Raw genomic sequence first — 13,247 nt, 5'->3', positions numbered from 1 at the left:
TCTCAAAATTCGCAATAAAACAACGGGCGGGCGTTACCCGCTCCGCAAAACAAGGCCCGCGGTTGTACCCGCGGGCCCGGGATGCCGCCGGTGCTAGGCAGGGCAGAATCCGCCAGGCAGGGGAACGCCGTCCACCACGGGGCACGGATCGAAGGTGAAGATCACCAGGGTTCCCAGGACGATGATGACGACGGTGGCCGAGTACAAGACCGTCTTCAGCCAGCGGCGGGTTGAGTCCTTTTCGGCGTAGTCGTTAATGATGGTGCGTACGCCGTTGGTCCCGTGCAGCATGGCCAGCCACAGCATGGTGAGGTCCCAGAACTGCCAGAACGGGTCTGCCCACTTGCCGGCCACGAAGCCGAAGTCGATGGCGTGGATGCCTTCGCCCACCAGGAGATTCACAAAAAGGTGACCGAAGATGAGGACCACCAGCACCACGCCGGAGAGCCGCATGAACAGCCAGGCAATCATTTCGAAGTTGCCCCGGCTTCCACCGGTGCGGCGGTACTGGGGGGCGATGCGCCCGCTGCGCGGGCTCTCAATCGTTGCAGACATGGCTTAGTGACCTCCGAGCGCAAGGGACAGGTGGCGGATGGAGAAGGCGACCATGGTGACCACCCAGAGGCCCAGGACTGCCCAGAGCATCTGGCGCTGGTACTTGGCGCCCTTCTTCCAGAAGTCCACCGCAATGATGCGCAGGCCGTTGAAGGCGTGGAAAACGATGGCGGCAACAAGTCCGGTCTCACCCAGGGCCATCAGGGGGTTCTTGTAGGCACCGATCACCGCGGTGTAGGCCTCCGGGGACACCCGTACCAAGGAGGTGTCCAGGACATGGACCAACAAGAAGAAAAAGATCACTACACCGGTAATACGGTGTCCTACCCAGGACCACATGCCTTCACGGCCGCGGTACAAGGTGCCAGCTGGTTTTGTCGGCACTGATAAACCTCCCTGCAACACAGCGGCGCTGGCATGAGATCCACGCGGGGGGAACGCCTGCTGCGAGAGCACTCGTAGCTCAGGGCCTAAATCTAGGCTCCGCTAACAGCTTATTCAATTTAGGAACTCCTTGGTGCCCAGCAGCGGCAAGGATTCTGCAGATTAATGAGACAAACACCACACTCTCCTGCGCATCAGGCTAACTTTGTTGCGGCCGCGCGGCCCGGAGGGGGCTTAAGCTGCGCCGAAGCGGGCCGAAAGGGCTGCCCGGTACCGGGTCGGCTAAAGTAGGCCGTGATGAGTACAGACAAAGTGACAAGCCCGGCTTCACCCCTTGACCGCTTTATCGCGGTGATCCCGGCAGGCGGAGTGGGGACCCGCCTATGGCCCCTGTCGCGAGCCGCGGCTCCCAAGTTCCTGCACGATCTCACCGGTTCGGGCAGCACCTTGCTGCGCGCCACCTACGACCGGCTGCACCCGCTCGCCGGAAGCCGGATGTTGGTGGTCACCGGCAAGGCCCACCGTGAAGCGGTGTGCCGGCAGCTTCCCGAACTTCAGGATTCGGACCTGGTCCTGGAGTCCGAGCCCAAGGATTCCGCCGCGGCGATCGGCCTTGCAGCCGCCATCCTCCACGAGCGCGATCCGGACACCATCATGGGTTCCTTCGCCGCCGACCAGGTGATCAGCCCCGAAGACCTTTTCCAGAAAGCTGTCCGCGAGGCGATCCACACAGCCGCTGCCGGCAAGATTGTGACCATCGGCATCAAGCCCACCCACCCGTCCACCGGGTTCGGCTACATCCGCTCCGGACAGGACCTGCACATCGAAGGCGCCCCCAGTGCCCAGGATGTGGTGGAGTTCGTAGAGAAGCCGAACGAGGAAGTTGCCCAGCAGTACGTGGACAGCGGCAACTACGTCTGGAACGCGGGCATGTTTGTGGCGCCCGTCGCACTGCTGCTCAAGCACCTGGAAGCCAACCAGCCCGCGCTGTTCCAGGGCCTGCAGGAAATCGCGCGCGCCTGGGACACCCCCGCCCGCGACGAAGTGACGGCGCGCGTGTGGCCCACGCTGCCAAAGATCGCCATCGATTACGCCGTTGCCGAACCTGCGGCCGAAGCCGGGGACGTCGCCGTCGTGCCCGGCTCCTTCCGCTGGGACGACGTCGGCGACTTCGCTTCCGTGGGCCGGCTCAACAGTGCCAAGGAAGTGGATGACGTCACGGTGCTGGGGGAGGGCGCGCGCGTCTTCACCGAGAACTCCAGCGGCGTGGTGGTGACGGACACCAAGCGCGTCATCGCGCTGATCGGAATCCAGGACGTTGTCATCGTGGACACCCCCGATGCGCTGCTGGTAACCACCATGGCCAACTCGCAGCGGGTCAAAGCAGCGGTTGACGCGCTGAAGGCCAGCGGGGATACCGACGTTCTCTGAGGCCCCGCGGTCCCCGGATGTAACGCGGGGACTGCGATGGCCCGGATTCCAGCGACCCTCGCTAGAGTGAAGCAGTGCGCAATTACACTACGGAAGCAGAGCCCACCGCCCTGGTGGCTCCATGGCTTGAGCCGCTCCTGCCGGAACTGATTGATTTCCGCCGGGACCTGCATGCGCATCCGGAACTGTCCTTCAAGGAATTCCGCACTACCGACAAGCTGGCTGACAGGCTGGAAGCTGCAGGCCTCAGCCCGCGCCGCCTTGAGGGCACCGGGCTTACCGTGGATGTGGGGGAAGGCCCCATCGCCACTGCCCTTCGCGGTGATATCGATGCCCTTCCCATCATCGAGGAAACGGGCTTGCCCTTTGCCTCCAAAAATCACGGTGTGACCCATGCGTGCGGCCACGACGTGCATACCACCACCATGCTGGGCATCGCCCTGGTACTGCACAGGATGCACCAGGAGGAGCCGCTTGGCGCCACCGTACGCATCATTTTCCAGCCCGCCGAGGAAACCATGCCGGGCGGCGCGCACTCGTGCATTGAACAGGGGGTCCTGGACGGGGTTCCCCGGATCCTGGCCCTGCATTGTGACCCGCGCATCGAAGTGGGCAAGATCGGCACGCGCATCGGTGCCATCACCTCGGCCTCCGACACCATCCGGATCGAACTTTCCGGCCGCGGCGGCCACACGTCCCGCCCGCACCTGACCGAGGACCTTGTGTTCGCATTGGCGCAGATTGCCGTCAACGTCCCGGCTGTTCTCTCCCGCCGCGTGGACGTCCGTAGCGGGGTTTCCGTAGTGTGGGGCCAGATTTCGGCCGGCTCCGCCCCCAATGCCATTCCCGGCACCGGTTATATGGCAGGGACCATGCGCTGCCTGGACCGCGAGGCGTGGCACGCCGCCGGTGAACTGCTCGATGAGGTGGTGCACCAGGTGGCTGCCCCCTACGGCGTTGACGTCCGCCTTGAGCACACCAGGGGAGTGCCGCCGGTGGTGAACTCCGAGCACGAAACAGCCATCATCGAAGCATCCGCCCGCGCCGAAATCGGCGAAAGCGCCGTAGTACTGACCCCGCAGTCGATGGGCGGGGAGGACTTCGCCTGGTTCCTCGCCGAGCTGCCGGGCGCCATGATGCGGCTCGGCACCAAGACCCCAGGCGGCGAGGAATACGACCTCCACCGCGGCGACTACATCCTGGACGAACGGGCCCTGGGCCTTGGCATCCGGGTCCTCACCGCTGCGGCGTTGCGCACCATCCGCGACCTGTAATCCCAAAGACGCGGACGCCGTCGGGCTTCACGGCCGCCGCGTCACTGCATATGAGCGTCCCCAGGAAGGCTCCTGCATGTAAGTTGTGTGCAATTCAATTGTCCCCTATAGTCTTTTTATGACTGATGCTCCACGGCTGGACCGCCAAGTGTGCTTTGCCCTCTATTCGGCCTCCCGTGCCGCGACTGCGGTCTACCGGCCGGTCCTCGACGAGCTCGGCCTGACTTATCCCCAGTACCTGGTGATGCTGGTGCTCTGGGAGGACGAGCCGCGCGGGGTGAAGGAGCTGGGCGAGGAGCTCGGCCTTGATTCCGGCACGCTGTCACCCCTGCTGAAGCGCCTGGAGTCCCTGGGCCTGGTGGAGCGCCGCCGGTCCGGTGAGGACGAGCGCCGCGTCGCCATCCACCTGACGGCCGCCGGACGGGAACTGAGCAGCAAGGCTGGCGCCCTGCCGAAACGGCTGGCCCAGGCTGCAGGGCTTACCACCGAGGAGCTCGACCAGCTGCACAACACCCTGGCCCGGCTGACGGCCGCCCTGCATAACGCCCGCTGACTGCATCAGTCCGCAGTTTTCAATCCACCTACAGGACGGATACACCCCCGTGAAACCTCTTTACACTGCCCAGGCACTGGCCTCAGGCGAAGGACGCGACGGCAATGCGCGGACCAACGACGGCAAGCTGGACGTCACCCTGTCCAGCCCAGTGGAGCTGGGCGGAAACGGCCAGGGAACCAACCCGGAGCAGCTCTTTGCCGCCGGCTACGCGGCCTGCTTCCATTCCGCGCTCCGTCTCGTGGGCCGCAGGGAACGTGCCGACCTTACCGACTCGGCCGTGGCTGCCAAGGTCCACCTTGGCCAGCTGGACAATTCAGGTTTCGGCCTTGCCGCAGAACTGGAAATAGCGCTGCCCGCACTGGACCTGCCCACCGCCGAGGCGCTGGTCGCCAAGGCCCACGAGATCTGCCCCTACTCCAACGCGACGCGCGGAAACATCACTGTGGACATCAGGATCATGGAGTTCGCCGCATGAGCCTCGGAACCCTTCCCGCCACCACCCGCGAAATCCAGCTGGCCTCCCGCCCGGTGGGACGGCCGGCGCCGGGAAACTTCCGGCTTGCCGAAGCCCCGCTGCCTGAACTTGCCGACGGCCAGATCCTGGTTCGGAACCTCTACATGTCCGTCGACCCGTACATGCGCGGACGGATGAATGACGCGAAGTCGTACTCCGCGCCGTTTGCCCTGGACAAAGCGCTCGACGGCGGTGCTGTGGGGGAGGTTATCGCGTCCCGGTCTGAAGCGCACAAGGAGGGGGACGTCGTCGTGCATTCCCTCGGGTGGCGGGAATATTCCGTGGTGGATGCGGCCGCCGCCACGCCCGCGCGGACTGACCTTGCCCCCGCTTCGGCTTTCCTGGGTGCGCTGGGTATGACCGGCCTGACGGCATACGCCGGACTGCTGAAGGTGGCTGAGTTTGTGCCCGGCGACGCCGTCTTCGTTTCCGGCGCGGCAGGTGCCGTGGGTTCCCTGGTTGGCCAGATTGCCAAGGCCATGGGCGCCTCCCGCGTGATCGGCTCGGCGGGCTCGCCCGCAAAGGTTGCCCGGCTCCTTGAGCTGGGTTTTGACGCGGCGTTCGATTACCACGACGGTCCCGTGCGCGAACAGCTGAAGAAGGCTGCCGGTCCGGACGGCATCGATGTCTATTTCGACAATGTGGGCGGCGAGCACCTCGAGGCAGCCCTGGCCACCCTGAATGTCGGAGGGCGGGTGGCCATGTGCGGGGCCATCGCGCAGTACAACTCAACGGAGCCGACGCCGGCACCGCACAACCTGATGCTGGCCATCGGCAAACAGCTCACCCTCCGGGGCTTCCTGGTGGGCGGCCAGCGGCAACACGCCGTTGAGTTCGCCGCCGCAATGGCCGGCTGGCTGGCTGACGGCACCGTCCGGTATGACGAGACCATCGTGGATGGGCTTGAAAATGCCCCGCAGGCCTTTATGGATCTGCTGGACGGAGCCAATACCGGCAAGATGCTGGTCCGCCTCCAGTCCCAGTAACAGCAGCCGGACCAAGGAGGGGTGCCGCGTCACGGAGCGGCACCCCTACTGGTTGGTAACAACTTGTCAACAATCTCCGGGAACGGGGCCCGCTGTGCTATTGGGACGTGGTGCAGGCCACTAAAGTAGTTGCCATTAGTGCGCTCAGGCGCAGTGCTGCGGGACCTCAGTGAAAACAGAATTTCAGTGTAGAAACGGACACTCATTGAATTCGAGCCGCAGCGCCACTCTCTTCATCCTGGAGGAAAATTGAAGTCATCACTGCGTGCACACTTCAAGCGCGGTTCAATGGCCGGCCTGGCTACCGTCAGTGCTTCGGCCCTTCTGTTGACCGCCTGCGGCGCACCCCCCGAAGCCGGAAGCACCTCGTCCGCCGGAGCCACCGACTACACGGGCTGCATCGTTTCCGACTCCGGCGGATTCGACGACCAGTCCTTCAACCAGTCCTCCTACGAGGGACTGAAAAAGGCTGAAACCGATCTGGGCATCAAGGTGAACCAGGTGGAGTCGAAGACCAACAACGACTTCGAGCCCAACCTGCGCGCCATGGTCACCGCGGGCTGCGACCTCACCGTCACTGTTGGCTTCCTGCTGGGCGACGCCACCAAAGCACAGGCAACGGCCAACCCGGACAGCCACTTCGCGATTGTCGACTTCGGCTACGAGACACCCATCGACAACGTCAAGCCGATCATCTATGACACCGCCCAGGCAGCGTTCCTCGCGGGCTACCTTGCCGCCGGAACCACCAAGACCGGCACGGTGGCCACCTTCGGCGGCATCAAGATCCCCACCGTGACCATCTTCATGGACGGCTATGCCGACGGCGTGAAGTACTACAACGAGCAGAAGGGCAAGGACGTTAAGCTCCTTGGCTGGAACAAGGAGGCGCAGGACGGCAGCTTCACCGGCGACTTCGAGAAGCAGGACGTGGGCAAGCAGCTGACCCAGAACTTCCTGGACCAGGGTGCCGACATCGTGATGCCGGTCGCCGGGCCCGTAGGCAAGGGCGCCGGTGCTGCCCTGAAGGAAGCCAAGGCCGCCGGCAAGGACGTCAAGCTGATCTGGGTTGACTCCGACGGCTACCTCACCGCTCCGGACTATAAGGACATCATGCTGTCCTCCGTCATGAAGACGATGGGTGAGGCCGTGGAAGCTGTGGTGAAGGACGACAAGGACGGCAAGTTCAGCAACACCCCGTACGTGGGAACGCTGGCCAACGAAGGTGTACAGCTGGCTCCGTTCCACGACCTCGAATCCCAGGTTCCCGCTGAGCTGAAGAGCGAGCTGGAGCAGATTAAGAAGGACATTGTGGACGGCAAGTTGAAGGTGGAGTCCGCCGCCAGCCCCAAGGCCTGATTCCCGCTTGAAGCGCCACCCCCGGTTGGTCAATGACTGGCCGGGCGTGGCGCTTTTTGCTGTTGCCTTCCTCTTTCGGGTTACCGCCCGCTCATCCTCCGACTGCACCCACTAGGCTGGTGCTGCAGCCACATATCCCGTCCGGTCGATCACTGGACGCTTCGAGATTGGTCAGAGTTGTGAAACTTGAACTCAGAGGGATCACTAAACGCTTCGGGACCCTGCTAGCCAACGACCATATCGACGTGGTGGTTGAGCCCGGACAAATACACTGTCTCCTGGGCGAAAACGGTGCCGGAAAATCCACCCTGATGAACGTGCTGTACGGCCTGTACGAGCCGTCCGAGGGCGAAATCCTCGTTGATGACAAAGTAGTGTCCTTCCGCGGCCCCGGCGATGCGATGGCCGCCGGGATCGGAATGGTGCACCAGCATTTTATGCTGGTCCCCGTCTTTACGGTGGCCGAGAACGTGGCGCTGGGCGCAGAACCCACCAAGGCCGCCGGCTTCCTCAACCTGGAAGAGACGCGCCGCCGGATCAAGGAAATCTCCGATCAATACGGCTTCGACGTCGATCCGGACGCCCTGGTGGAGGACCTGCCGGTGGGCGTCCAGCAGCGCGTCGAAATTATCAAGGCACTGGTCCGCAACGCCAAGGTCCTGATCCTGGACGAGCCCACTGCCGTCCTGACGCCCCAGGAGACTGACGAACTGCTGGACATCATGCGCCAGCTCAAGGCCAGCGGCACGTCCATCGTGTTTATTTCGCACAAGCTGCGGGAAGTAAAGGAAGTCTCGGACACCATCACCGTGATCAGGCGCGGAAAGGTGGTGGGCGCGGCGGACCCTGCCGCCCCCACTGCGGAACTCGCCTCCATGATGGTGGGGCGCGCCGTCAGCCTGAACCTGGATAAGGCACCCGCCCAGCCGAAGGAAAAAACCTTCGAAGTCCGGGACCTCACAGTCATCGCTCCCAACGGCCAGCACGTGGTGGACGGACTCAGCTTCGACATTGCCCGCGGCGAGATCCTGGCAGTAGCCGGCGTGCAGGGCAACGGCCAGACCGAGCTCACCGAAGCCATCCTTGGCCTCCAGGACCGGGTCTCCGGCTCCATCACGCTGGACGGCAAGGAACTGCTGGTCCGGTCCGTCAAGGAAGTCCTGCACGCCGGCGTCGGATTCGTGCCGGAAGACCGCAAGGTGGACGGGCTGGTGGGCACGTTCTCCGTGGCCGAGAATTTGGTCCTTGATCTCTATGACAAGCCTCCCTTCGCGAAGGGCATCAGCATGAGCCCGGCGAAAATCCTGGAGAACGCCAAGGCCCGCATCGGCGAATTCGACGTGCGGACGCCATCGGCCGTAGCCGCGGCAGGTACGCTGTCCGGCGGCAACCAGCAGAAAGTGGTGATGGCGCGCGAGCTCTCCCGCCCGCTGCGGCTGTTCATCGCCTCCCAGCCCACCCGCGGCGTGGACGTGGGGTCCATCGAGTTCCTGCACCGCCGGATCGTGGCGGAGCGGGACCAGGGCACTCCCGTGATGATCATTTCCACCGAGCTGGACGAGGTCATGGAACTGGCCGACCGGATCGCGGTGCTCTACAAAGGCAAGCTGGTGGGCATCGTTCCGGCCGGCACCAGCCGCGACGTCCTGGGCCTCATGATGGCGGGTATTCCGCCCGAGGAACACGCCCATCCCACGGGGCAGGCGCCCTCTGCTGCCACGGCCTCCACTTCTGACGCCGAAGGAGGCGACCATGTCTGACAGGCATCCCCCCAAGCACGCGGCCGGCGAACACAGCGGCAAAGCGCACGAGGCAACGCCCGCTGCGGAGGAGACGGCCGCCGTCGTATCCGTTGATACTGCCGGCGGGGCCATGGAACCCTCCGCCGTTCCGGCCACTGCGCAAAGCGGGCAGCTTCCGGGCGGCCCGGACACGCTGCTCCGCAAGATCTTCACCGGGAGCGGCATGGTCTCCGTCCTGGCAGTGCTGCTTGCACTCGTCATCGGCGGACTCCTGATTGCCAGCACCGACAAACAGGTAGCCACCACGTCCACCTACCTCTTTGCCCGTCCCTCTGATTTCCTGTCAGCAGTGTGGAACGCCGCAACGCGCTCTTACGTGGCGCTGTTCCAGGGTTCGGTCTTCAACCCCCGGGGCAACAGCGTCGCGGCCCAGTTCGCACCGTTCATGGAGACGCTCACCATTGCCACGCCGCTGATTACGGCCGGCCTCGGCGTAGCATTGGCATTCCGCGCCGGACTCTTCAACATCGGTGCACAGGGACAGATCATTGTGGCCGGCATCCTTGCCGCCTGGGTTGGCTTCGCGCTGCACCTGCCGCTGGGGCTGCACCTGCTGCTGGTCCTGGTGGCCGGCATCATCGGCGGCGCTTTCTGGGGCGGACTCGTGGGGCTGCTTAAGGCCCGGACGGGGGCCCACGAAGTCATCCTGACCATCATGTTCAACTACATCGCGCTGTACTTCCTGCGCTACCTGTTGAACACGCCGGCCTTCCAGCGGCCGGGGGAGACGAACCCCATTTCGCCCATCCTTGATCCCACCGCCGTCTACCCGCAGATTTTCGGCACCCAGTACCGGCTGCACCTGGGCTTCCTCCTGGCTATTGCAGCCACCGTGCTGGTGTGGTGGCTCCTGAACCGCTCCACGGTGGGCTTCGAGTTCCGTGCCGTAGGTGCCAACCCAAAGGCAGCACAGACCGCGGGCATCAACGTTTCCCGCTCCACCATCCTGGTCATGGCCATTGCCGGCGGACTCGCCGGCATGTCCGGCGTCGCCCAGGTGGCGGGCACGGAGAAAGTCCTCACCGACGGCGTGGCTGCCACCTATGGATTCGACGCGATCACCGTCGCCCTGCTGGGACGTTCGACGCCTTGGGGTACCTTCGCTGCCGGCCTTCTGTTCGGTGCCTTCCGCGCCGGGGCCGTCCAGATGCAGATCCAGACCGGAACTCCCATCGATATCGTGTTGGTGGTCCAGTCCCTGATCGTCCTCTTCATTGCGGCTCCGCCGCTGGTGCGGGCCGTCTTCGGCCTGAACCCCCGCCGCAAGAAGCCTGCCCGCGCGGCCAAGTCCCGCCAGGCAGCCACAACCGGAGGTGCAGCATGAGCACAAAAGTATCGTCGCCCCTCTCCGGAAAGCCGCAGCCGGGTAACACCCTGGCAGGCACCGGCACGGCAGCCGTCTCAGCGAAGCCGGTGACCTGGCGCACGCCGGTCCTGCTCACGGCCTTCGGACTGATCGCCCTGGTCTTCTTCGGTCTGATGGCACCCAACCAGACCGCCAGTTTCGGGATCTCCACCGGCGAGGACTTTTTCCAGCTGCCTGCCCTGGAGGTGAACGCATTCGCCGCGGGTATCGTGTTGTCCGTCCTCCTGTTGGGCCTCGCAGCCTATGCGGTGTACCTCAAAACCCAGGACCGGCCGGCCCCGGGCTGGCTGTCAGTTACCTTCATTGTCCTGTTCGTGGCCGCTTTCCTCATCTGGGTGGTGGGCGGCGCGCGTACCCCGAGCATCTCGCTGGCCGGGCTCATCGCCGGGTCGGTCACCCTTGCTGTCCCGCTGGTGTTCGGTTCACTCTCCGGCGTCCTGTGTGAGCGGGTGGGCGTGGTCAACATCGCCATCGAGGGCCAGCTCCTCGGCGGCGCATTCACCGCCGCCATCGTTGCCAGCATGACGCAAAACCCCTTCATTGGGCTGCTGGCTGCCGCCGTGGCCGGGGCAGTCGTTTCCATGGTCCTGGCCCTGTTCAGCATCAAGTACCTCGTGAACCAGATCATCGTGGGCGTGGTGCTGAACGTCCTGGTCTCCGGCGTTACCGGTTTCCTGTTCAGCACGGTGATGCAGGCCAACAAGGCGCAGTTCAATTCGCCTCCCGGGCTGGACATCATCGAGATTCCCGTCCTGTCCAGCATCCCGATCATCGGGCCCATCCTTTTCCGCCAGTCGTTGGTGGGGTACCTGATGTACGTAGCGGTCCTGGTGGTTTGGGTAGGCCTCTTCAAAACCCGTTGGGGCCTGCGTGTACGCGCCGTCGGTGAACATCCGCAGGCGGCTGACACCCTGGGCATCAACGTCAATGCCACCCGGTTCTGGAACGTCACCCTCGGCGGGGCAGTAGCCGGCATCGGCGGTTCGTTCTTCACCCTGGTGGCGATCGACAGCTTCACCAAAGAGATCTCCGGCGGCCGCGGCTTCATCGCGCTGGCTGCCCTGATCTTTGGCCGGTGGAATCCGATCGGTGCTTTCTTCGCCGCCCTGCTGTTCGGGTTCGCCGACAACCTGCAGAGCATCGTGACCATCATTGGCACCCCGGTGCCCAGCCAGTTCATGGCCATGCTGCCCTACCTGGTGACGGTTCTGGCCGTGGCCGGGCTGGTGGGCAGGTCACGAGGGCCGGCTGCCAGCGGCATCCCGTATGTCAAGGGTTGACGGCGTGGCCGGCGAAGGGCACGTGGACTGGCCCGCACTGGAGGCCGCCGCTGTCGAAGCCATGCGAAAGGCCTACACGCCCTACTCCAAGTTTCCGGTGGGGGCGGCGGCCCTCACCGAGGACGGCCGGATCGTCAGCGGCTGCAACGTGGAGAACGCAAGCTACGGCCTGACCCTCTGCGCCGAATGCGCGCTGGTGGGGAACCTGCACATGACCGGCGGCGGCCTGCTCCGCGCGTTCTACTGCGTGGACGGCGCCGGCAACATCCTTATGCCCTGCGGGCGCTGCCGCCAGCTGCTGTACGAATTCCGTGCCTCCGGCATGGAGCTTATGACCACCCAAGGCATCAAGACCATGGACCAGGTGCTGCCGGACGCCTTTGGTCCCGAACACCTGGAGGGAACCCGATGACAGACACCGCCGCAGCGATCAACTTGGCCGAAGCGTTCGACGCCGTCGATATCATCCGCATTAAGCGGGACAAGGGCACACTGAGCCCGGAACAGATCGACTGGACCATTGACGCCTACACGCGGGGAGTCATCGCGGACGAGCAGATGGCCGCCCTGAACATGGCCATCCTGCTCAATGGCATGAACCGCAGCGAAATTGCCCGGTGGACGGCCGCAATGATCGCTTCCGGCGAGCGGATGGACTTCTCCAGCCTGCGCCGTCCGGACGGCGGGCTGAAGTACACCTCGGACAAGCACTCCACTGGAGGCGTGGGGGACAAGATAACCCTGCCGCTGGCGCCATTGGTTGCCGTGTTCGGCGTCGCCGTTCCCCAGCTCTCCGGCCGGGGACTGGGCCACACCGGCGGCACGCTGGACAAGCTGGAGGCCATCCCCGGCTGGCGGGCCTCACTCACCAACGAGGAGATGTTGGCCCAGCTCCAGGACGTGGGCGCCGTCATCTGCGCAGCAGGCGCAGGCCTGGCTCCGGCAGACAAGAAGCTCTACGCACTCCGGGACGTTACGGGCACCGTCGAGGCTATCCCGCTGATTGCCTCGTCCATTATGAGCAAGAAGATCGCCGAGGGCACAGGCTCGCTGGTCCTGGACGTCAAGGTGGGCAGCGGCGCCTTTATGAAGGATGAGGCCAAGGCCCGCGAGCTGGCGGAGACCATGGTGGCGCTTGGTAAGGATGCCGGGGTCAACACCGTGGCTCTGCTCACCAACATGAGCACGCCCCTGGGCCTGACTGCCGGCAACGCCATCGAGGTGGAGGAATCCGTCGAGGTGCTGGCGGGCGGCGGCCCCGGCGATGTGGTGGAGTTGACGGTCCGGCTCGCCGAGGAAATGCTCGCCGCTGCAGGAGTGCACGACGCCGATCCCGCCGCCGCCTTGAAGGACGGCCGTGCCATGGACGTCTGGAACCGGATGATCCAGGCGCAGGGCGGCGACCCGCGGGCCAAGCTGCCGGTGGCCCGGGAGTCCGAGGTAGTTTACGCCCCAGCCGATGGAGTGCTGGTGGAACTCGACGCCCTTGCTGTGGGGGTGGCAGCCTGGCGGCTCGGCGCAGGGCGGGCACGGAAAGAGGACATCGTGCAGGCAGGCGCGGGCGTGCGGATGCATGCCAAGCCCGGTGCCGTGGTCCGGGCGGGAGAGCCCCTGATGACCCTGCTCACGGATACTCCGGAACGGTTTGCCAGGGCCAAGGAAGCCCTGGAGAACGCGGCAGTCATCGCACCCGAGGGATCGCGGCCGGCGCAGCGCCTGATCATTGACCGCATAGCATAG

At 64.7% G+C, this 13,247-nt stretch carries 13 protein-coding genes; 11 read left to right on the top strand and 2 right to left on the bottom strand.

All coding sequences use genetic code 11. The annotated features are described in order from the left end of the window. Window positions 1-93: 93 nt before the first annotated feature. Both AC5RV1_RS03375 and sdhC read right to left on the bottom strand, forming a co-directional pair. Window positions 94-555, bottom strand: coding sequence for a succinate dehydrogenase hydrophobic membrane anchor subunit (locus tag AC5RV1_RS03375; RefSeq protein ID WP_050055919.1), 462 nt, complete (start codon window positions 553-555; stop codon window positions 94-96). 3 nt (window positions 556-558) lie between these two features. Beyond that, a complete protein-coding gene (gene sdhC, locus AC5RV1_RS03370) occupies window positions 559-939 on the bottom strand; it encodes a succinate dehydrogenase, cytochrome b556 subunit (protein ID WP_015936418.1) in 381 nt (126 codons plus the stop codon). A gap of 297 nt (window positions 940-1,236) precedes the next feature. On the opposite strand from sdhC, the gene AC5RV1_RS03365 reads away from it, so the two are divergent. The 11 genes from AC5RV1_RS03365 (at window position 1,237) to AC5RV1_RS03315 (ending at window position 13,247) form a co-directional block, all read left to right on the top strand. Beyond that, complete coding sequence (locus AC5RV1_RS03365) at window positions 1,237-2,370, top strand: mannose-1-phosphate guanylyltransferase (protein WP_493993528.1); 1,134 nt, start codon at window positions 1,237-1,239, stop codon at window positions 2,368-2,370. A gap of 74 nt (window positions 2,371-2,444) precedes the next feature. Next, window positions 2,445-3,644 carry an amidohydrolase gene (locus AC5RV1_RS03360; protein ID WP_163164233.1) on the top strand — a complete coding sequence of 400 codons (1,200 nt, stop codon included), beginning with the start codon at window positions 2,445-2,447 and terminating at the stop codon, window positions 3,642-3,644. A gap of 118 nt (window positions 3,645-3,762) precedes the next feature. Continuing rightward, on the top strand, window positions 3,763-4,197 hold the full coding sequence (locus AC5RV1_RS03355) for a MarR family winged helix-turn-helix transcriptional regulator (protein ID WP_493993527.1): 435 nt from the start codon (window positions 3,763-3,765) through the stop codon (window positions 4,195-4,197). Window positions 4,198-4,246: 49 nt separating this feature from the next. After that, on the top strand, window positions 4,247-4,675 hold the full coding sequence (locus AC5RV1_RS03350; RefSeq protein ID WP_493947476.1) for an organic hydroperoxide resistance protein: 429 nt from the start codon (window positions 4,247-4,249) through the stop codon (window positions 4,673-4,675). After that, entirely contained in the window at window positions 4,672-5,700 is a 1,029-nt protein-coding gene (locus tag AC5RV1_RS03345; protein WP_493993526.1) for an NADP-dependent oxidoreductase, read from the top strand. Before AC5RV1_RS03350 ends, AC5RV1_RS03345 begins: the two co-directional genes overlap by 4 nt. A 249-nt stretch (window positions 5,701-5,949) precedes the next feature. Then, window positions 5,950-7,059 carry a BMP family lipoprotein gene (locus AC5RV1_RS03340; protein ID WP_493947474.1) on the top strand — a complete coding sequence of 370 codons (1,110 nt, stop codon included), beginning with the start codon at window positions 5,950-5,952 and terminating at the stop codon, window positions 7,057-7,059. A 179-nt stretch (window positions 7,060-7,238) separates the two neighbouring features. Beyond that, on the top strand, window positions 7,239-8,819 hold the full coding sequence (locus AC5RV1_RS03335) for an ABC transporter ATP-binding protein (RefSeq protein WP_493993525.1): 1,581 nt from the start codon (window positions 7,239-7,241) through the stop codon (window positions 8,817-8,819). Beyond that, window positions 8,812-10,185 (top strand): ABC transporter permease, encoded by a 1,374-nt coding sequence (locus AC5RV1_RS03330; protein WP_493993524.1) that lies wholly within the window; start codon window positions 8,812-8,814, stop codon window positions 10,183-10,185. The genes AC5RV1_RS03335 and AC5RV1_RS03330 overlap by 8 nt, the downstream gene beginning before the upstream one ends. Further along, the gene (locus AC5RV1_RS03325; RefSeq protein WP_493947471.1) at window positions 10,182-11,507 is read left to right on the top strand and encodes an ABC transporter permease; all 1,326 of its coding nucleotides are present in this window, start codon (window positions 10,182-10,184) and stop codon (window positions 11,505-11,507) included. Before AC5RV1_RS03330 ends, AC5RV1_RS03325 begins: the two co-directional genes overlap by 4 nt. After that, a complete protein-coding gene (locus tag AC5RV1_RS03320; RefSeq protein ID WP_493947470.1) occupies window positions 11,494-11,919 on the top strand; it encodes a cytidine deaminase in 426 nt (141 codons plus the stop codon). Before AC5RV1_RS03325 ends, AC5RV1_RS03320 begins: the two co-directional genes overlap by 14 nt. Beyond that, complete coding sequence (locus AC5RV1_RS03315; RefSeq protein WP_493947469.1) at window positions 11,916-13,247, top strand: thymidine phosphorylase; 1,332 nt, start codon at window positions 11,916-11,918, stop codon at window positions 13,245-13,247. Before AC5RV1_RS03320 ends, AC5RV1_RS03315 begins: the two co-directional genes overlap by 4 nt.

The sequence above is a fragment of the Arthrobacter sp. Hb9-2 genome, assembly GCF_059091165.1.
Note: the sequence above shows the minus strand (reverse complement) of the source record. Positions and strands in the feature narration are given on the sequence as shown.

Excerpts from the sequence above, each read along its gene's own strand:
- AC5RV1_RS03375 (WP_050055919.1), bottom strand. The coding sequence starts at position 555 with ATGTCTGCAACGATTGAGAGCCCGCGCAGCGGGCGCATCGCCCCCCAG.
- AC5RV1_RS03365 (WP_493993528.1), top strand. The coding sequence starts at position 1,237 with ATGAGTACAGACAAAGTGACAAGCCCGGCTTCACCCCTTGACCGCTTT.
- AC5RV1_RS03355 (WP_493993527.1), top strand. The coding sequence starts at position 3,763 with ATGACTGATGCTCCACGGCTGGACCGCCAAGTGTGCTTTGCCCTCTAT.
- AC5RV1_RS03345 (WP_493993526.1), top strand. The coding sequence starts at position 4,672 with ATGAGCCTCGGAACCCTTCCCGCCACCACCCGCGAAATCCAGCTGGCC.
- AC5RV1_RS03330 (WP_493993524.1), top strand. The coding sequence starts at position 8,812 with ATGTCTGACAGGCATCCCCCCAAGCACGCGGCCGGCGAACACAGCGGC.
- AC5RV1_RS03325 (WP_493947471.1), top strand. The coding sequence starts at position 10,182 with ATGAGCACAAAAGTATCGTCGCCCCTCTCCGGAAAGCCGCAGCCGGGT.
- AC5RV1_RS03320 (WP_493947470.1), top strand. The coding sequence starts at position 11,494 with ATGTCAAGGGTTGACGGCGTGGCCGGCGAAGGGCACGTGGACTGGCCC.
- AC5RV1_RS03315 (WP_493947469.1), top strand. The coding sequence starts at position 11,916 with ATGACAGACACCGCCGCAGCGATCAACTTGGCCGAAGCGTTCGACGCC.